This is a genomic window from Metapseudomonas otitidis (assembly GCF_900111835.1).
In the GTDB taxonomy this organism is placed as follows: Bacteria; Pseudomonadota; Gammaproteobacteria; order Pseudomonadales; family Pseudomonadaceae; genus Metapseudomonas; species Metapseudomonas otitidis.
Genome location: NZ_FOJP01000004.1, coordinates 253,766 through 274,082, shown reverse-complemented (window position 1 = coordinate 274,082; position 20,317 = coordinate 253,766). Strand labels below are relative to the sequence as shown.

The 20,317-nt window shown below is 67.1% G+C and carries 13 protein-coding genes; 10 read left to right on the top strand and 3 right to left on the bottom strand.

Annotated elements, in window-relative coordinates:
- Nucleotides 1–394: 394 nt before the first annotated feature.
- Both nfuA and BM198_RS07075 read right to left on the bottom strand, forming a co-directional pair.
- A complete protein-coding gene (gene nfuA / locus BM198_RS07080; RefSeq protein WP_044401745.1) occupies nt 395–979 on the bottom strand; it encodes a Fe-S biogenesis protein NfuA in 585 nt (194 codons plus the stop codon).
- Nucleotides 980–1,126: 147 nt separating this feature from the next.
- A complete protein-coding gene (locus tag BM198_RS07075; RefSeq protein WP_074968838.1) occupies nt 1,127–3,403 on the bottom strand; it encodes a fatty acid cis/trans isomerase in 2,277 nt (758 codons plus the stop codon).
- A gap of 381 nt (nt 3,404–3,784) precedes the next feature.
- Between BM198_RS07075 and BM198_RS07070 the strand changes: the two genes are divergently transcribed.
- The 8 genes from BM198_RS07070 to BM198_RS07035 all read left to right on the top strand — a co-directional run bounded on the left by BM198_RS07070 (nt 3,785) and on the right by BM198_RS07035 (nt 14,043).
- Nucleotides 3,785–4,294, top strand: a complete 510-nt coding sequence (locus BM198_RS07070) for a hypothetical protein (protein WP_074968836.1) — start codon at nt 3,785–3,787, stop codon at nt 4,292–4,294.
- A 12-nt stretch (nt 4,295–4,306) separates the two neighbouring features.
- The gene (locus BM198_RS07065; RefSeq protein WP_074968834.1) at nt 4,307–4,780 is read left to right on the top strand and encodes a hypothetical protein; all 474 of its coding nucleotides are present in this window, start codon (nt 4,307–4,309) and stop codon (nt 4,778–4,780) included.
- Nucleotides 4,781–4,996: 216 nt separating this feature from the next.
- Complete coding sequence (gene metH, locus BM198_RS07060) at nt 4,997–8,719, top strand: methionine synthase (RefSeq protein WP_074968832.1); 3,723 nt, start codon at nt 4,997–4,999, stop codon at nt 8,717–8,719.
- A 69-nt stretch (nt 8,720–8,788) separates the two neighbouring features.
- A complete protein-coding gene (locus BM198_RS07055) occupies nt 8,789–10,159 on the top strand; it encodes an FAD/NAD(P)-binding protein (RefSeq protein ID WP_074968830.1) in 1,371 nt (456 codons plus the stop codon).
- A gap of 155 nt (nt 10,160–10,314) precedes the next feature.
- The gene (locus BM198_RS07050; protein ID WP_074968828.1) at nt 10,315–12,315 is read left to right on the top strand and encodes a methyl-accepting chemotaxis protein; all 2,001 of its coding nucleotides are present in this window, start codon (nt 10,315–10,317) and stop codon (nt 12,313–12,315) included.
- A 73-nt stretch (nt 12,316–12,388) separates the two neighbouring features.
- Nucleotides 12,389–12,682 (top strand): YceK/YidQ family lipoprotein, encoded by a 294-nt coding sequence (locus BM198_RS07045; RefSeq protein ID WP_074968826.1) that lies wholly within the window; start codon nt 12,389–12,391, stop codon nt 12,680–12,682.
- Between the two features lie 53 nt (nt 12,683–12,735).
- The gene (locus BM198_RS07040; RefSeq protein WP_074968824.1) at nt 12,736–13,776 is read left to right on the top strand and encodes an RNA methyltransferase; all 1,041 of its coding nucleotides are present in this window, start codon (nt 12,736–12,738) and stop codon (nt 13,774–13,776) included.
- Between the two features lie 48 nt (nt 13,777–13,824).
- Nucleotides 13,825–14,043, top strand: coding sequence for a DUF2970 domain-containing protein (locus BM198_RS07035; protein WP_044401713.1), 219 nt, complete (start codon nt 13,825–13,827; stop codon nt 14,041–14,043).
- A gap of 5 nt (nt 14,044–14,048) precedes the next feature.
- Here BM198_RS07035 and BM198_RS07030 read toward each other — a convergent pair whose 3' ends face one another.
- Complete coding sequence (locus BM198_RS07030) at nt 14,049–15,140, bottom strand: ABC transporter substrate-binding protein (protein ID WP_074968822.1); 1,092 nt, start codon at nt 15,138–15,140, stop codon at nt 14,049–14,051.
- 375 nt (nt 15,141–15,515) lie between these two features.
- On the opposite strand from BM198_RS07030, the gene BM198_RS30715 reads away from it, so the two are divergent.
- On the top strand, nt 15,516–19,226 hold the full coding sequence (locus tag BM198_RS30715; RefSeq protein WP_074968820.1) for a DUF4132 domain-containing protein: 3,711 nt from the start codon (nt 15,516–15,518) through the stop codon (nt 19,224–19,226).
- A complete protein-coding gene (locus tag BM198_RS07020) occupies nt 19,220–20,317 on the top strand; it encodes an ATP-binding protein (RefSeq protein WP_044401704.1) in 1,098 nt (365 codons plus the stop codon). The genes BM198_RS30715 and BM198_RS07020 overlap by 7 nt, the downstream gene beginning before the upstream one ends.

The window sequence follows — 20,317 nt, the reverse complement described above, 5'->3', positions numbered from 1 at the left end:
GACCCGCACGATGCCTCCACCGCTACAGAAGCATCGGCGCACGAACTTCCACTCCCGGGAATCGACCTGTGCAGCCCAACCTCGGGCCAGCCGGTCTGGGGGACGATCAGCGCCCCGGTCGCGATACCATCGCCTGACGTCAAAGGCAGCGACACAAGCCGGAAGTACGGCGTCGAATACAACATAGACGTACACGCCCGCCAGACACTGATGCCCGAAGGCCTGCAGCGTGTCCTGGACATCCTCGACCAGGCCATCGCCCCGCGCCCCGTCTCACCCGCTGGCGGCAACCACGTCGGGCCCGACGAGTCAGCAGCCTCGGCGCCAACCGCCCCCAGTCCCGAAGACGAAAAAGGCAGCCCGTAGGCTGCCTCTCTCTGCTTCGCGCATCGCCTCAGTAGTAGGCGTTCTCGCGGTTGCTGTGGTCGGTGACGTCACGCACGCCCTTGAGTTCGGGGATGCGCTCCATCAGAGTCTTCTCGACACCGTCCTTCAGCGTCATGTCGACCATGCCGCAGCCCTGGCAGCCGCCGCCGAAACGCAGCACGGCGATGCCTTCCTCGACCACGTCCACCAGGCTCACCTGGCCGCCGTGGCTGGCCAGGCCGGGGTTGATCTCGGTCTGCAGGTAGTAGTCGATGCGCTCGTTGAGCGGGCTGTCCTCGTTGACCATCGGCACCTTGGCATTCGGCGCCTTGATGGTCAGCTGGCCGCCCATGCGGTCGGTCGCATAGTCCACCACCGCGTCTTCGAGGAAGGGCTCACTGACGGCATCGATCCACGCCGTGAAGGACGCCAGGGCCAGGGGCGTATCCTCGGGCTTCTGCTCGCTGGGCTTGCAGTAGGCGATGCACGTCTCGGCGTACTGGGTGCCGGGCTGGGTGATGAAGATGCGGATACCGATGCCGGGGGTGTTCTGCTTCGACAGCAGGTCAGCCAGGTAATCCTGGGCTGCCTGGGTAATGGTGATGGCGCTCATGGCAACTCCTCGCGAACATGGCGCGCAGTGTACGCCAATCCGGTCCGACGGATAAAGTCCCAGTAATTTAGTAGGAATTATTCCCGATTAGCTCAGCCCGAGCTCCAGACAGCGCTCTTCCCGGTGGAAAGAGCGCTGCAGCGCGCCTCAGAGGTTCTGGTAGCGGTTCATGTCCAGCACGCCCGCCTCCACCGGCTCGGTCTCGCGGATGTAGGCCGACAGGTCGTGGAAGTAGAACCAGAACTGCGGGTGACTACGGCGGATACCCCAGCGCTCCACCACCTTGTCGAAGGCTGCCGTGTCCTTCACCCGCCCCAGGGCGGTGACGAAGTCCGGCACCTCGTCGGCGCGCAAAGCGAAGATGAAGTTCGGGTAGCTGGTGAGCACGCCCGGGTAGATGGTCAGGGTGTCCAGGCCGGGCTGGTAGCGGAGCTCCTCGCCCATCATGAAGGCCACGTTGCTGTGGGCGCGGTTGCGCAGCACGCTGTAGACCTCGCGCTTGCCGTTGGGCAGTTCCACCCTCAGCAAGGTCGCCTCGGGCAACTGCTCGATCACCCGCAGCCCTGCCGCCGGGCGACTGACCAACTGGCTCAGCACCTGCTCGGCGTCCTGCAACGCGGGGTCGATGCCCGGGCGGTAGCAATTCGCCGTGCAGCGGTTGATCGGGTCCGGCCGGGCGTTGAGGCCCTCGAAGCGCTTGACCAGCTCGGCGGCAAAGGCCCCCTTGGCCCCCTCCACCGGCAGGAACAGCCCGGTCGGGGTGTCGTTGTCGATGGCCTCGTAATCCAGCCACATCTTCAATTTGCCGCTGTTCTGGTACCAGTCATCCAGCAACGCATCCCGCGATGCTGCCGGCATCAGGCGCAGGAAATTCACCTCCGCGCCATTGCGGATCAGGTCGAAATAGAGCCGGGTCTGCGCCTGGTGGGACACGTTGCCGAACACGTCGAAGTTGACCACCAGCTGGTAGTAGGTGCGCTCCAGCAACGGGTAGTCCAACAGCCACATCGTCTGCGGCACCTGACCGATCAGCCCCTTGCGCACCGATGCGCTGTCGAACTGGCGGTAGATCGACAGCAGCGCATTGTCATTGCCCGCCCAAACGGTGCTCCAGGTGGGCGCCGGAGCCGCCGCATAGGCCTCCTGGCGCAGCTTCTCGTAGGCGTTGCGCTTGTCCCGGTAGCTCAGCCACAGCCCCAGCAGGTTGCCGATGTCGTCGAACTGCCCCGGCATCGCCAGCAGCGGCGTGGCCTGGCCACGGTAGGCGGCATCGGTGACGTACAGGTCGTGCGCCGGGTCCTGGAACATCGCCCAGAAGTTGTCGCGGATCACGTCGGTGGCGATCTGCCCGCGGCATACCGGCCCGCGGATGAAGGTGCGAACGAAGTATTCCGCGTTGTCCAGCATGAACTGGTAGCGGGCCCGGGCCGGGATGGCCTCGAAGGTCTCGAACGGATTGGCCCGGCGCTGGGCGCCGTAGCCCGGCACCTTGTCGGTGTTCCAGTTGCTGGAGAAGAACAGCTCGCGGACCCGCTTCATCTTCTCCGCGCTCAGCGGGTAGGTGATGTGGGTCTTGTGGACGATGGCCCCCTGGATCGGCCACATCCGGTAGTAGAAGGTGGTGCCCGGGTCATCGTTCGGCCGGCGGGTGGCGATGGGGTCGATGGGTTGGCCACTGGGCGTGCGCGAGCGCACCAACTGGAAGAAGTGGCCGCTGCGCCCACCGTCGAAGTACAGGTGCGCCAGGAACAGGTGCTCGAACAACCAGCGCCCCACCAGCACCTCGCGGGCACCGGGGGCGTTGAGCAGCGCCTCCCACTGTGCCACCTGGGCCGCCTCGCTCGGCGTCGGCAGCGGCGCCTGCTCCTCCACCGGCGCCCCGGCCCCCAGCCAGCGCTGGAGGGTCTGGTATTCCTGCGCGTCCAGCCCGGTCACCGCGAAGGGCATGCCGGCATGGGCATAGCGCCGCGCGTAGTCGTCGAACTCGGCAGGCGTCGGGCACTGGTTCTGCCGGTTGATGCCGATGTCCAGGTCCTCCGGCAGCTTCGCATTGGGCGCCGGCGGGTTGCTGTGGCCCAACTCCAGCATGCGCGCCATCAGGGCAGCCTGGGGCCCCTGGCCGTTGAGCACCGAATAGAAATCCTTCTGCCGCCAGGCCGCCTCGCCGTGGGCATCGAAGTACAGCCGCGTGGTGGCCTGGGCCTGGGTCCGCGTGCCGTCGTAGACCGGCTGCTTGGTGGCCCCACGGGCAGCCCCCTCGGCGCTGCCCAGGTTCAACTGGCAGGGCGAGTCATAGCAGGCATGGCAGGCCACGCACTTCTTCTCGAAGATCGGCTGCACATCACGGGTGTAGGACACCGATGCAGCCTGCACCCCAGAGCCTGCGCAGAGCAGGAACACGAACGACAACAGGCGATGGCGCATGACCTCATCCTTGAACGAAGCGAAACGGAAAGCAGGGATTCTACCGGCCCCGTCTCCGTCGCGCAGTGACAAAGGCCCGGTCGGTTAGGGATACAAGCGCTTGCAGTGCATCCGCGCCAATCCGAACACCACTCGCACGAGAGAGTTCCGCGAGGCCAAAACTAGCTGTGCGCATACGCCGTCAAGCGGCACCCTGCAGGCCTTCGCATCCGTGAACCGCGTCATTTTCCGTACACGGCGCCAGGCGTATCCTTCGCGCCACGCCGGACCATCAGGGACAGTCGGCGCAGCCACAGGGACGTCGACGGGCACCACGCCCGCTCGCCACCCGGCCGCACCCCGAGGGTCGCCACCCCATCGCATGCTCCACAGGAGATCGTCATGAAAGCCCTCGCCGGTGGCCTTGCCGCCCTGTTCCTCTGTGCCTGCACCCAGGCCGCCGATTGCGGTTTCGCGCCGCTCCCCCTCAGTGCCAGCGCCGCAGCGCCGAACGTCTTCGTCGGCAAGGGCCAGCACCTGGAGGTCAGCTTCACCAACGAGAACCCCGAGATCAAAGAGCCGGATGCCTTCCCCGAGCCCCCCGTGGTGCTGCGCGACACCGCCAGCGGCAAGGGCTGCAACATCGAGGACGGTGGCATCTGGGCCCGTGAACCCCTGTACCTGAGCCGTGACGAGAAGCGCCTGGTGACTTTCGAGTACAGCGGCTCCAACAGCGAACTGGTGGCCTACGACACCGCCACCTGCAAGGCCATCCACCGCCTGGACGTCTCCGGCAAGCGCGCCGCCGTGGTGGGCGAGCAGCTGGTGCTGGGCAGCCAGTGCGACGGCGACTCGCTCGGCAGCTGCAAGAAACAGGCGCGCCAACCCGTCCAACCGTTCTGCAAACCCTGATAGGGAACGTCAATGAGCCTCGATACCTGCATCGTCAACGCCTGCACGGCCGCCTGGGATGAAAGCTTCATCGCCGGCACCAAGAACAAGAACAACTGCTCCGGCTTCCTCCAGTCGGTTGCCGCCACCCTCAACGTGCCGATCCCCGCCGGCAATGCCGACGCCATCATGTCCGGCCTGCCCCAGGCCAGCGGCTGGAAGGAACTGAAGAGCGGCGCGGAAGCCGCGCAGAAGGCCTCCCAGGGCTGGTTCGTGATCGCCGGCCTTAAAGGCAGCGACCACAACCCCGCGCGCAACAACGGCCACGTCGCCGTGGTCATCGGCGGCACCCTGTATCGCGGCACCTACCCGCGCTGCTGGTGCGGCAGCATCGCCGGCCCGGTGGGCCAGAGCCAGGGCGTACGCTCGGTCGGCGAAGTGTGGAACCGCACCGACCGCGACCTTGTGAAGTACTTCGTGTACGAAACCGTCAGCTGCGCCAGGTAAGCCCGCCACGCCGTGGATGATCCCCCCTCATCCACGGCGCCCGCCTTCCGGGCCGTTTCCGGCCGTCCCCCGCTGAATCCCGCGCGCCCGGCCTACCAGAGGCCTACACCCCACCGCCAACATGAGCCACATTCATGTTCCAGGCAGCGCAGGCCGTAAACCCCTCATCTTTGCTATGATCGGCGCCCTTTTTCCGCCCAGCCAGACAGGTCCCTCATGTCCAGCACGCTCACCGATCGTGGCGCACGCCTCAACGCCCTCCAGCAAGCCCTCAAGGAACGCATCCTGATCCTCGATGGCGGCATGGGCACCATGATCCAGAGCTACAAGCTGCAGGAGGAGGACTACCGCGGCGCGCGCTTCGCCGACTGGCCCAGCGACGTGAAGGGCAACAACGACCTGCTGCTGCTGAGCCAGCCGCAGGTGATCGCCGAGATCGAGCGCGCCTACCTGGATGCCGGCGCCGACATCCTCGAGACCAACACCTTCAACGCCACCCGCGTATCCCAGGCCGACTACGGCATGGAAGCGCTGGTGTACGAACTGAACGTCGCCGGCGCCCGCGTGGCCCGCCAGGTGGCCGATGCCAAGACCCTGGAAACCCCGGACCGCCCGCGCTTCGTCGCCGGCGTCCTCGGCCCCACCAGCCGCACCTGCTCCATCTCCCCGGACGTGAACAACCCCGGCTACCGCAACGTCACCTTCGACGAGCTGGTGGAGAACTACACCGAGGCGACCCGTGGCCTGATCGAAGGCGGCGCGGACCTGATCCTGATCGAGACCATCTTCGACACCCTCAACGCCAAGGCGGCGATCTTCGCCGTGCAACAGGTGTTCGAGGAGGACGGCGTCGAACTGCCGATCATGATCTCCGGCACCATCACCGACGCCTCCGGCCGCACCCTCTCCGGGCAGACCACCGAAGCGTTCTGGAACTCGGTGCGCCACGCCAGGCCGATCTCCGTGGGCCTGAACTGCGCCCTCGGCGCCAAGGAGCTGCGCCCCTACCTGGCGGAGCTGGCGGCCAAGGCCGAGACCCACGTCTCCGCCCACCCCAACGCCGGCCTGCCCAACGCCTTCGGCGAATACGACGAAACCCCGGCGGAAATGGCCGCCGTGGTGGAAGAGTTCGCCGCCAGCGGCCTGCTGAACATCGTCGGCGGCTGCTGCGGCACCACCCCGCCGCACATCCAGGCCATCGCCGAGGCCGTGGCCAAGCACAAGCCCCGCGCCCTGCCGGACATTCCCAAGGCCTGCCGCCTGTCGGGCCTGGAGCCCTTCACCATCGATCGCAACTCGCTGTTCGTGAACGTCGGCGAGCGCACCAACATCACCGGCAGCGCCAAGTTCGCCCGCCTGATCCGCGAGGAGAACTACACCGAAGCCCTCGAAGTCGCCCTGCAGCAGGTGGAAGCCGGCGCCCAGGTGATCGACATCAACATGGACGAGGGCATGCTCGACTCGAAGGCGGCCATGGTCACCTTCCTCAACCTGATCGCCGGCGAGCCCGATATCTCCCGCGTGCCGATCATGATCGACTCCTCCAAATGGGAGGTGATCGAAGCCGGCCTCAAGTGCATCCAGGGCAAGGGCATCGTCAACTCCATCTCCATGAAGGAAGGCGTCGAGCAGTTCAAGCACCACGCCCGCCTGTGCAAGCGCTACGGTGCCGCCGTGGTGGTGATGGCCTTCGACGAGGTCGGCCAGGCCGACACCGCCGCGCGCAAGAAAGAGATCTGCCAGCGCAGCTACGACATCCTGGTCAACGAGGTGGGCTTCCCGCCGGAAGACATCATCTTCGACCCGAACATCTTCGCCGTCGCCACCGGCATCGAAGAGCACAACAACTACGCCGTCGACTTCATCGAGGCCTGCGCCTACATCCGCGACGAGCTGCCCCATGCACTCTCCTCCGGCGGCGTCTCCAACGTCTCGTTCTCGTTCCGCGGCAACAACCCGGTGCGCGAGGCCATCCACTCGGTCTTCCTCTACCACGCCATCCGCAACGGCCTGACCATGGGCATCGTCAACGCCGGCCAGCTGGAGATCTACGACGAGATCCCCGCCGAGCTGCGCGAGAAGGTCGAGGACGTGGTGCTCAACCGCCACGAAGGCAGCACCGAGGCGCTGCTGGCCATCGCCGAAAACTACCGGGGCGGCGGCGCCGTCAAGGAAGCCGAAGACGAGGAATGGCGCAGCTACCCGGTGACCAAGCGCCTGGAGCACGCCCTGGTCAAGGGCATCACCGCCTTCATCGTCGAAGACACCGAGGAGTGCCGCCAGCAGTGCGCGCGCCCCATCGAAGTCATCGAAGGCCCGCTGATGGCCGGCATGAACGTGGTCGGCGACCTGTTCGGCGCCGGCAAGATGTTCCTGCCCCAGGTGGTCAAGTCCGCCCGCGTGATGAAGCAGGCCGTGGCCCACCTGATCCCCTTCATCGAAGAAGAGAAGGGCGACAAGCCCGAGGCCAAGGGCAAGATCCTCATGGCCACCGTGAAGGGCGACGTGCACGACATCGGCAAGAACATCGTCGGCGTCGTGCTTGGCTGCAACGGCTACGACATCGTCGACCTCGGCGTGATGGTGCCGGCGGAGAAGATCCTCCAGGTCGCCCGCGAGGAGAAGTGCGACATCATCGGCCTCTCCGGGCTGATCACCCCCTCCCTGGACGAGATGGTCCACGTCGCCCGCGAGATGCAGCGCCAGGGCTTCCAGCTGCCGCTGATGATCGGCGGCGCCACCACCTCCAAGGCCCACACAGCGGTGAAGATCGAGCCGCAGTACAGCAACGACGCCGTGGTCTACGTCACCGACGCCTCCCGCGCCGTGGGCGTGGCCACCAGCCTGCTGTCCAAGGAGCTCAAGCCCGAGTTCGTCGAGAAGACCCGCGTCGACTACGCCGAAGTCCGCGAACGCACCGCCAACCGCGCCGCCCGCACCGAGCGCCTGGCCTATGCCGACGCCATCGCCAACAAACCGGCCTTCGACTGGACCGGCTACCGCGCGCCCAAGCCCAGCTTCACCGGCGTGCGCGTGCTGGAAGACATCGACCTGGCGGTGCTGGCCGAGTACATCGACTGGACGCCCTTCTTCATCTCCTGGGACCTGGCCGGCAAGTACCCGCGCATCCTCACCGACGAAGTGGTGGGCGAAGCCGCCACCGCGCTGTTCGCCGACGCCCAGGCCATGCTGAAGTCGCTCATCGAGCAGAAACTGATCAAGGCCCGTGCAGTATTCGGCTTCTGGCCCGCCAGCCAGGTCAACCACGACGACATCGAAGTGCGCGACGAGCAGGGCAAGCCGCTGGCCGTCCTGCACCACCTGCGCCAGCAGACCATCAAGCCCGATGGCAAGCCGAACCTCAGCCTGGCCGACTTCGTCGCACCGAAGGAAAGCGGCGTCACCGACTACGTCGGCGGCTTCATCACCACCGCCGGCATCGGCGCCGAGGAGCTGGCCAAGCAGTACGAAGCCAAGGGCGACGACTACAGCGCCATCATGGTCAAGGCCCTGGCCGACCGCCTGGCCGAAGCCTGCGCCGAATGGCTGCACGAGCGCGTGCGCAAGGAATACTGGGGCTACGCAGCCGATGAGCAGCTGGACAACGAAGCCCTGATCAAGGAGCAGTACAAGGGCATCCGCCCCGCCCCCGGCTACCCGGCCTGCCCAGACCACACCGAGAAAGCCACCCTGTTCCACCTGCTGGACCCGACCGCTGACTTCGGCAAGCCCGGCCAGAGCGGCGTGTTCCTCACCGAGCACTTCGCCATGTTCCCGGCTGCCGCCGTCTCCGGCTGGTACTTCGCCCACCCCGAGGCGCAGTACTTTGCCGTCGGCAAGGTCGAGCGCGACCAGATCGAGCAGTACAGCAAGCGCAAGGGCCAGGAGCAGACGGTCAGCGAGCGCTGGCTGGCGCCCAACCTGGGCTACGACAACTGATCAGCGTCAGGACTCGAAGCAACAACACCCTTACTATCTCGCGCTTCGAGCACGTAAAAGGAACAGGACATGGAAGCCCCTATCGTCAGTATTATTGGTAGCGGCTTTTGCGGCACGGCACTTGCCATTCATTTGCTGCGCAATGCAAAAGCCCCCTTGCACATACAGCTCATCAACAGAACCGGCTGCCTTGCTCGTGGCCTAGCGTACGGAACGCGCTCTGAGAGTCACTTACTCAATGTCCCTGCCGGAAGAATGAGCCTGTTCGACGAGCACCCCGAGGACTTTCTCACGTTCGTCCACTCAGGTTTGCCTGAAGCGAGCGGAGGCGACTTTGTTCCACGCAGCCTATACGGCGACTACCTTGAAGCACGTCTTGCTCAGGCAATCACACGGCGACACCCGAGCGTCTCTTTTGAAGCTCTCAAAGAGCAGGTGGTTGATCTCATACAGCGTGATGCGCATGCAGAGCTTGAACTATCTAATGGCCATCGCATCAAGGCCTCGAAGGCAGTAGTAGCCACCGGGAATTTCCTTCCCGCGGTTCCAGTTGCACTTACCGCCGTTGCCGACAACCCACGCTTCATTCGCGACCCTTGGAAAGTTGGCGCTCTGGATGCAATCCAGCCAGATGAAAGCGTTCTCATGATCGGCACAGGCCTCACCATGTTCGACGTGGCGCTCTCGCTTCAAGATCAGGGCCACAGGGGAATGACGGAAGCGCTTTCACGTCGCGCGTTGCTGCCACAACCCCATCGAGCCAACTTGGACCCACCTTCCCTGCCCGAGCTTCCACGGTCACTAAGCACTCACTCGAGCATTCGAGCATTGCTGACTGACATTAGAAAATTCATAAAAATTTCCCAGCATGATGGTTTCGACTGGCGCGACTCCCTAGCAGCACTACGTCCCGTAACCCCCACGCTATGGCACAACCTAGAAGAAGCAGAACGCCTCCGATTTCTGAGACATCTACGCCCTTACTGGGACGTCCACAGACATAGAGCGGCTCCTGCTATTGCTCAGCGCGTTGAAGAACTTGTTCAAACACAACAGCTTCGAATTCTGGCGGGAAATATTGCCAACGCACGGGCCTTGAACGCAGGGCTGGAAGTAACTATCCGGGCACGCTCCAAGATAAATCTGCTCCCCAGGAAATATGACTACATCATCAATTGCACGGGACCGTGCAGCGATGTGACCAAACTCGAAGAGCCCCTGTTTCAAAATTTATTGGCAAGAGCGGCAATCAAGCGCGATGCAATCGGCCTTGGTTTGGAAAGCACGGCTGAGTACCGGTTGATATCTGAAGCGAATGAACCTCAGGAAAGTCTGTTCTTGCTCAGCCCTATGTTGAAAGCCAGCCATTGGGAGGCGATTGCTGTACCGGAATTACGTGTACATGCATCAAAGCTCGCCAGCATTCTCTTGCAAGACTGACCGGTGCTGCGTGCGATCCACATACAAGAATCCGAAATCACCGATAAGTATTTAGGAGAAAAGTCCAAGCAGGCACCCCTGTTGCATGCTGTGCTGAATCCCCCGCCAGGAGCCATTCCGCTCCCCTTCGAGACCGGGAAACGAGGAGTACCTGCATGTCGCTGCTGCCTGATCGTATTTCCACCCGCCTGACCCTGGGCGCCATCCTCCTGCTGCTGCTGACCGCCCTCGCGGTGTTCGCCGTGATGGTGCTGCGCGGCCAGCCCCGCGTCGTCGCCGAGAGCAACGCCCTGATCGAACAGACCGGCAGTGCCATCGTGCGCCAGCTCGGCCTGCAGCTCACCGGCATCCAGGGGCTGGCGGTGAGCATGGCCCACCTGGCCCAGACCCTGCCCCATGACGAGGCGCTCTACCGCACCACCTACCCGCCGCTGATCGACAACAGCGGCGACGCCGCCATCGCCGGCGGCGGCATCTGGCCGGAACCCAATGCCTTCACCAGCGGCACCGAGCGCCGCAGCTTCTTCTGGGCACGCAACACCAGCGGCGCCCTGGATTACTCCGACGACTACAACAAGCCCGACGGCCCCGGCTACCACAACGACGCCTGGTACACCGGCGCCCGCAGCGCCGCCGGCAATGCCTGCGTCTGGTCAGAGGCCTACCAGGACCCGGTCAGCAAGGTGCCCATGGTCACCTGCAGCGTGCCCTACCAATTGCAGGGCCGCTTCGCCGGCGTCAGCACCATCGACCTGCGCCTGGACGACCTGGCCCGTTTCCTCAAGGAACAGGGCACGGTTACCGGCGGCTACGCCTTCGCCCTGGACCAGGCCGGCAACGTCCTGTTCTTCCCCCTCGGCCAGGACGTGACCATGCAGAAGTTCGACGACCTGGCCAGCCGCGAGGCCTGGCTCGCGCCCTTGCAGGAGGCCCGCCGCAAGGCCGCCGCCGACGGCCACTCCAGCGTGCAGCTGGACGCCGACGCCGTACTCGACACCACCGTCCAGGCCAACCTGTTCCGCATGCCGCAAACCGGCTGGGTGGTCGGGCTGGTCACCCCCCAGGCTCGCGTCACCGGCCTGGCTCGCGCGCTGACCTATGAGCTGCTGGCCTTCCTGCTGCCGGTGCTGGGCCTGCTGCTGCTGTTCGTCTGGCTGGCCGGGCGCAAACTGCTGGAGCAGATCGGCGAGACCACCGCGCAGATCCAGGCCCTCGGCAATGGCCAGTCCGGCCAGGGCGGCGCCCTCAGCGAGCTACGCGACGACGAGATCGGCCAGCTGCGCCAGGCGGTCAACCAGTACGCCGGGCGCCTGCAGGGCATGCTGCAGAGCATCGCCAGCGAATCCCAGCGCCTGCGTGACGAGGCCGGCAGCCTCGGCCGCCTGAGCAGCGCCCTGCTGCAACGGGCCGAGCAGCAGCGCCAGGAGAACACCCAGTTGGCCACCGCCATCACCCAGATGTCCTCCAGCGCCCAGGAAGTGGCACAGAACACCAACGACTGCGCCGACACCGCCCAGCGCTCCCAGAGCGTGGTGCGCCAGGGCCAGGACAAGGTGGCCGCCAACAGCCGCGCCATCCAGGCCCTGGCCGGCGAGATGGCCAGCGCCGCCGCCGTGATCACCCAGCTGGAGCAGGACAGCCAGCAGGTCGGCGCCGTGCTGGACGTGATCAAGGCCATCTCCGAACAGACCAACCTGCTGGCCCTCAACGCCGCCATCGAGGCAGCCCGGGCCGGCGAACAGGGCCGGGGCTTCGCCGTGGTGGCCGACGAGGTGCGCTCCCTGGCCGGCAAGACCCAGAGCTCGGCCAACGAGATCAGCGGCATGATCGCCAACCTCCAGCAGGCCTCGCGCCAGGCGGTGCAGGCCATGCAGGCCGGCGAGGCGCGCACCCGCCACGCCGTGGAGGAAGCCGAAGGCGCCGCCAGCAGCCTGTCGGCCACGGTGCAGAGCTTCGACGACATCTCCCAGCGCGCCCAGCAGATCGCCGTCGCCGCCCAGCAGCAGAGCCACGTCACCCAGGAGATCAACGAACTGGCCGTGCGCATCCACTCCGCCAGCGAAGAGAACGCCCGCGACGCCGTGGACCTCGACGCCCTCGGCCACTCCGTGCAGGACGCCGCCAGCCGCCTGGCCGAGCTGAGCCGCGGTCGCTGAGACTGCGAACGGTGCCCACCGAAGCGAAGCGGGAGCTGCTAGGCTCCCGCTTTCTTCGCCGCCGAGACCCACCATGCCCTTCCCCACAGGCCGCCTTGCAGGCCTCGCCCTGGTCGCCGCCCTGCTCGGCGGCTGTGGCTCCATCCTCGCCCGCAGCCAGGACGTCCACCTGGTGGATGCCGACTACTTCCGCAGCACCCAGGGCGACGTGCAGTTGCTCACCGGCAACCTGGACGAAGGCTCCTTCCCCATGAGCACCGTCTGCTGGATGTCGCTGATCTGCCCGGTCGCCACCGTGGTCTCGGTGCCGGTGGACCTGGTGGTGGATGTCGCCCTGCTGCCCCACGACATCGCCGCCGAGCGCTGAAGCCCCCGGCGCCCCTACTTAAGCGCCCAAGCCGGTGGTAGGATGCGCGCCCCATGCGTATCCACGACCTCGACCAACAGCTCGCCGCCCTTGGCGCCAAGCCCATCCACCGGGATCGGATGCTGCGTGCCTGGCTGCAGGGCAAACCCCTGGACAGCGGCCGCCCTCGCCAGCAGGCCGACGATTTCCTGCCGCTGCGGGTGCGCGAAGCCCTGCCCGCCCTCACCGAAACCCTCGACGGCCTGGTGCGCCTGCGCTCCGAACACCCCGGTGGCGACGGCTCGGCCCGCCTGCTGGTGGGCCTGGGCGACGGGCAGATGGTGGAGAGCGTGCTGCTCCCGCGCGACGGCCTGTGCGTCTCCAGCCAGGTGGGGTGCGCCGTGGGTTGCGTGTTCTGCATGACCGGCAAGAGCGGCCTGCTGCGCCAGGTCTCCAGCCTGGAGATCGTCGCCCAGGTGGTGCTCGCGCGGCGCTACCGCAAGGTCAGGAAGGTGGTGTTCATGGGCATGGGCGAGCCCGCCCACAACCTGGACAACGTACTGGAAGCCATCGACCTGCTCGGCACCCTCGGCGACATCGGCCACAAGAACCTGGTGTTCTCCACCGTCGGTGATCCCCGCGTGTTCGAGCGCCTGCCACACCTGCGGGTCAAGCCTGCCCTCGCCTTGTCACTGCACAGCAGCAAGGCCGAGGTCCGCGAGCAACTGCTGCCGAAGGCCCCGCGCATCACCCCGGACGAACTGGTGGAACTGGGCGAGACCTACGCCCGCCAGGTCGGCTACCCCATCCAGTACCAGTGGACCCTGCTCGAAGGCATCAACGACAGCCTCGAAGAGGCCGAAGGCATCCTGCGCTTGCTCAAGGGCAAGTACGCGGTGATGAACCTGATCCCCTACAACAGCCTGGAAGTCGACGACTACAACCGCCCCAGCGGCGAACGCATCGTCGAGCTGGTGCACTACCTGCACCGCAACGGCGTGCTGACCAAGGTGCGCAACTCCGCCGGCCAGGACGTGGAAGGTGGCTGCGGCCAACTGCGCGCCCGCGCCGTAGAGCGGGTCAACACCCGCCGGCTGCATTCCCCCGCCTCCTGACCCGGCAATTCCATGGAAAGCACCTACGCTTGCAGCAGGAGGTGCCCCATGGACGACCCACAGCAAGACCGCCCACTGACCTTTCGCGAAATGCTCCACAGCGTCGCCGCTGCGGCGTTCGGGGTGCAGAGCGGCAAGAACCGCGCCCGTGATTTCAGCCGGGGCAAGCCCAGCCACTTCATCCTGCTGGGCGTGCTGTTCACCCTGGTGTTCGCGCTGATGCTGTTCGGCGTGGTGAAGCTGGTGCTGCACCTGGCCGGTCTGTAGCCGCCTCAGTCCAGCAGCGGTGCCAGGGAGAAGCGGTAGCCGGAGAACCCGGGATTGCCCCGAGCGCCGAAATCGCGGAAGCGAACCCCGTAGCCCGGCTGGCGGATGTGCGCCAGCAGCCGGCGCGCCTGCTGCACATCCAGCCGGGTGAACAGCCGGGCATGCTGGTCGACGCCACCGTAGCGGGCGAAATCCAGCCCGGCGTCGTAATCCGCCAGCATCACCAGCGCCCAGCCCCCCAGGGTGAAGTGCCCACCCACCAGCACGTCCACGCGCCCGTCGATGCGCGCCTGCAGCACCTCCTGTGAATTGTTCAACGCGGAAACATGCAGGCGCCCGCGCACCAGCGGGCCCAGCGCATCGGCGGCACGCATGGCGCCAAAGGCCATCTCATCGTTGGCGGCCCAGATCAGGCTGACCCGCGGATAACGCGGCAGCAGCTGGCTGGCCTGCTCGAAGGCGCGGCCCCGGTCCCACTCCGCGTACACCAGCTGGCGCAGTCGCACATCCGGGTTGGCGGCCAGTACCCGGCGCAGCCCGGCCTCGCGAAAGCGCGCAGCAGGCGTCTGCTTTACCCCGGAGAACGCCAGCATCTCGATGGTTCCCTGGGGCTGCAGGCGGCGCTGCTGGCGGATCAGCTCCTCGGCCATCAGCGCGCCAGCCTCCTCGTCATTGGGCACCAGGCTGCCGATCCAGTTGCTGTAGCGCTCGCGCGGGCCACCGGTCAGCTCACGCTGCTCATCGGTGAGGGTGCTGTTGACGGTGAACAGGCGAACGCCGCTGCCCTGCCCCAGGCGGAGGATCTCCGGCGCGGCGTATTGCTCGTTGACGAACACCAGGTAGTCGGGGCGCTGGGCTTCCGGCCCCTGCAGGATCGCCCGGGCCTGATCCAGCATGCGCGCCTTGTCGCGCTCGGCGAACTCGATGCGCAGGTCCATCCCCAGGTCATCGGCGGCAGCCAGCATGAAGTCGGCGTAGCTGCGCCAGAACGGCTCGTCGCTGCGACCGGGGTTGAGGAACACGACGGAGGCGGCCTGCGCCAGGCCACAACAGAGCAGGCCCACGCACAGGGCCAGGGAACGCAGGAAGGGCATCAAGGAGAACCTGTTCGTCGAATGCGCCGCAGTATACCCGCGCCACGTCTGCCCTGCCCCGCCGCCTCGCTGGGTCCGTCTACTGGTGGCTCACCCAGAACACCGCCGTGGAGACGACGATCAGGATCAGGCAGAAGATGGCGATGGCGTCCGCGCGGCTGTCCCCGCCCGGGTGCTGAATAGGTTCGTTCATGGCAACCCCTTCTTGTGGTTATGGATGGGCACGCTCCAGCAGTTAAGACCAGCCCCGGCAGGCCCTCAAGGCAGGCCGTCGGGAGGAAAACTTGCGCCAGCCAGCAAACCCTGCGTGCGAGCAGGCGAGCGACCGGCCCGATGTTTTAACATCGGCGCCTCGCATTCCAAGGACAGGCCCTCCCCATGCTGCAGACACTGCTGGAAAAGCTCGGCATCACCGCCCCCACCACCCCCTTCGCCAAGCACGTCGCCGAAAGCCTCGAGGTGCTGGACATCCTGGCGCCGGGCCTGGCCGCCCGTGCCGCCGCCTTCGTTCTCAGCGGGCGGGAGGAACAGGTCCTCGCCGAGCTGTCCCGGCTCAATGGCGAAGAGGCCGCCGTCCTCCTCGACCAGCCCGCCACCCTCGGCTGGTGGTACCCCTCGGGCAACCTGCGCAACGACGCCCAGAAGCACAAGAAGCGCATCAACGCCGCGACCAATGCACGCACCCGCCTCTACGTGATCGGCGCCGAACCCGATGTCGTCGCCCTGGCCCGTTTCGGCAAGGTGCTGGCCGCCGCCTGCCAGGGCGTCAACCTCACGCGCATCGCCCAGGTGCCCGACTGGTTCATCTACCTGGTGGTCGACGCCCTGCACACCACCCGCAAGGACTTCGGCAGCAAGATCAGCAGCGACCTGCGCCAGCACTGGACCCTCGACCTGCTCACGCGCCTGCTGGCGGTGGACGACCTGCCCGGCGACGACGCCCTGCTGCTGGTGCTGGACCGCCGCGACCTCGGCGACTACCACTGGCGCGACCTCAACGCCCTGCTGCGCCTGCCCGACCTGGCCGACCACCTGCTGCAGCACCCCGAGGCCACCCGCGCCCTGCCGGCCCGCCTCTCGGCCAGCGGCAACCTGTCCCTGGTGGGCCTGATCGGCCCCCACCCGCGCCTGGCCGCGGCCTACGCCGACGTCCTCGTGCGCCTCGCGGTGAACAGCGCCAAGACCGTGCGCGCCGCCGCCGGCCCGCACGTGGAGACCCTGCCCCAGGACGTCAAGCTGGAACAGCTCGGCCTCCTGCTGGCGACCGGCAGCAGCAGCGAACGCACCCTGGCCGCCGACCTCCTCGCCCGCAGCGGCGAGGGCGCGCGGGCGATCCTCCAGGCGCGCCTGGCCGAGGAAACCTCCAAGCCCGTGCAGCAGGCCCTGGCCAGCGCCATGGCCCGCCTGGACAGCCAGTCCAGCGCAGAGGAACAGGTGCTGCCGGAGGCCGGCGACTACGAGCGCTGCCCCGACGTGGAACTGGGGGCCGCCACCCTCGACCTGCTGCGCCGCAACCTCACCGAACTGCTGGAGGAGAGCCGTCTCTCCGCCGAGGAAGAGATCCGCAGCAACCTGGAACACAAGCGCAAGTGGGACTGGCAGCAGAAGGCCTACAAGAAGCTCAAGGCCCTGACCGACAAGGACCTGCAGGCCGCCCTCGACTTCCTCAACGGCAAGGGCCGCAAGCTCTCCGACGGCCTCGACGACGTGCTCGCCTACCGTGGCCGCCTGGCCGCCAGCCCCGACGTCAACCTGCTGCACGCCCTGCGGGTGACCCGCCGCCGCTACTTCAACGCCTACCAGCTCATGCAGTGGCTCAAGGGCGACGCCCTGCGCCGTCTCGACCTGCGCACCCTGGCCGACGCCCTGCGCCGCTGCGGCAGCGAAGAGCCTGAGCGTGAGACCGCCGGCCTGTGCTTCGGCTGGAACTCGCCGCTGGCCCAGCTCGACCCCGACCGCGTCTGGCCATTCTTCGCCGAACACCCGCAGTTCCTCGAAGAGGCCTTCGGCCTGCGCCCCAACCATGGCCGCACCGAGTTCGACGTGCCCACCGCCCTCAGCCTGCTGGAGCGCTTCCCGGTGCTGCCGAAACGGCTGATCCCGGTGCTGCTGGAACTGGCCCTGGGCGCCAGCAAGACCAACCGCAGCGAAGCACAGCGCCTGCTGGAAACCCTGCCCGACATCGCCGAGCGCGCCATCGAGGCCCTGGGCTCCAGCAAGCAGGAGATCCGCACCCTCGCCGCCGAATGGCTGCAACGCCTGGGCCGCCCCGAAGCCGTCCCCGCGCTCAAGGCCGCCCTGGCCAAGGAGAAGCGCGAGACCGTGCGCGCCGCCCTGCTCACCGCCTTGGAAGCCCTGGGCGACGACATCAGCGGACACCTCGCCCCCGCCGTACTGCTCGCCGAAGCGCGCAAGGGCCTGCAGGGCAAGGCCCCGGCCAGCCTGGCCTGGCTCGACCTGGACCGGCTGCCCGCCTGCCAGTGGCTGGACGGCAGCGCAGTGGAGCCGGAGATCGTGCGCTGGTGGGTGGTGCTCGCCTGCAAGCTCAAGGAGCCGGCCGGCAACGCCCTGCTCAACCGCTACCTGGAGCTGCTGGCCCCGGCCAGCCGGGCAGCGTTGGGCAAGGCCCTGCTGCTGGGCTTCATCGCCCAGGACACCCGCCACCCGAGCCAGGAGGAGGCCATCGCCCACGCCCAGGCCAACCTCGCCCAGCGCATGCAGAGCTACCAGGCCTGGGCCAAGTGGTCCCCCGAGTACGCCGACATCACCCAGGAGCAGGCCTTCGAGATCCTCAAGCGCGAGCACCTGTCCATCTACCTGGGCAGCGCCATCGCCGACAAGGGCATCCTCGCCCTTACCTGGGCCATGGCCGGCCACGAGCTGGTCAGCCTGCTGCAGGCCTACATGCGCGACCACTACCAGCGCCGCGCCCAGGTCGAGGCCCTGCTCAGCGCCGCCGCCAACAGCAACGACCCGCTGGTGATCCAGCTGCTGCTGGCCGTCGCCCGCCGCCACCGCACCGCCTCGGTCCAGGCCCTGGCCCGCGTACTGGTGGAGCAGATCGCCCAGCGCAACGGCTGGAGTGCCGATGAACTGGCCGACCGCACCATCCCCAGCGCCGGCTTCGACGAACAGGGCGTGCTCAACCTGCAGTACGGCGAGCGCCTGTTCACCGCACGCCTGGACGGTGCCCTCAAGCTGGAACTGCGCAACCCCGACGACAAGGTGGTCAAGGCCCTGCCCGAGCCGCGCAAGAGCGACGACCCGGCGCTGATCAAGGAAGCCAAGACCCAGCTCTCCACCAGCAAGAAGGAGCTCAAGCAGGTCATCGAACTGCAGACCCAGCGCCTCTACGAAGCCATGTGCGCCGAGCGCCTGTGGCCTGCCGGCGAGTGGCGCGAGTACCTGCAGCGCCACCCGGTGGTCACCCACCTGGTGCAGCGCCTGGTCTGGGCCGAAGTGGCCGAGGACGGCGCCCTGCGCCTGTTCCGCCCCACCGAGGACGGCAGCCTGATCGACCTCGACGACGACGAGGTCGAGCTGGACGAAACCCGCCGCGTACGCCTGGCCCACGCCGCCCTGGTGGACGCTGACACCGCCAAGGCCTGGACCGCCCACTTCAAGGACTACAAGGTCAAACCGCTGTTCGCCCAGATGAGCCGCATGCTGCCCGAGCCCACCGCCAGCGAAGCGTCGGAGCAGGACGAAGGCAGCGGCGAACGTATCGCCGACCGCCTCGGCTGGCTCAGCGACACCTTCACCCTGCGCGGCACCCTCACCAAGCTCGGCTACCAGCGCGCCGCCGCCGAGGACGGGGGCTTCTTCGACCACTACTTCAAGGAGTTTTCCAGCCTGGGCCTGCGGGTGTGCATCGGCTTCACCGGCAACTGCCTGCCCGAGGAGAACGTCCCCGCCGCGCTCACCCACCTCAGCTACGAACGCATGGCCCAGCGCTGGTCCACCGGCGAGAGCCTGCCCCTGGCGGAGATCCCGCCCGTGCTGCTGGCCGAGACCTACGCCGACTACCGCGCCGCCGCCGACGCCTGCGTCGGCTTCGATCCCCAGTGGAAGAAGAAGACACCATGGTAAGCACCGCCCTGCGCCACAGCGCCGAACACCTGCATGCCGACGAACTGGCGCGCCTGAGCGAAGCCGACCAGCAGGCCGGCGCCGACCTGCCCCCGGGCTGGCTGCGCTCGCCGCGTTCGGTGCGCCGCTTCATCCTCGGTGACGACGCCCTGGGCATCAGCCGCAAGTTCTACGGCGACGACGCCCTGGTGGACCGCGCCATCGTCACCCTGCTCGGCCGCCAGGGGCTGATGCTGGTGGGCGAGCCGGGCACCGCCAAGTCGATGCTCTCCGAGTTGCTGGCCGCCGCCATCAGCGGTGACTCCACCCTCACCATCCAGGGCACCGCCGGCACCACCGAGGACCACATCAAGTACTCCTGGAACTACGCCCTGCTGCTGGCCGAGGGGCCGACCCCACGCGCCCTGGTGCCCTCCCCGCTGCACCAGGGCATGCAGGCCGGCAAGCTGGTGCGCTTCGAGGAGATCACCCGTTGCCCGCCGGAGATCCAGGACGTGCTCGTCTCCCTGCTCTCCGAGAAGCAGATGATGATCCCCGAGCTGGGCGAAGGTGGCCGCCTGCTGGCCCGCCCCGGCTTCAACCTCATCGCCACCGCCAACCTGCGCGACCGCGGCGTGCACGAGATGTCCGCCGCCCTCAAGCGCCGCTTCAACTTCGAGACGGTGCGCCCCATCGCCGACAGCGAATTCGAAGTGGAGCTGGTGATGCGCCAGCTGCAGCGCGAACTGGGCGAGCAGGCCGGCAAGGTCGCCGTCGAGCGGGACGTCATCACCCTGCTGGTCACCGTGTTCCAGGAGCTGCGCCAGGGCAGCACCCGCGAAGGCACGGCGATCAAGGCCCCGGACGCGGTGATGTCCACCGCCGAAGCGGTCAGCGTCGCCTACGCCGCCGCCCTGGAGGCCCGCTACCTGGGCGACGGCCGCCTGACCGCCGCCGAGCTGGCGCGCCAGCTGCTCGGCGTGGTGTTCAAGGACAGCCAGGACGACGCCCGCCGCCTGCGCCACTACCTGGACAGCGTGGTGCGCGAGCGTGCCCGCCGCGACGACCACTGGAAGCGCTTCTTCGACGCCAGCAAGGGCCTCTGGGACTGA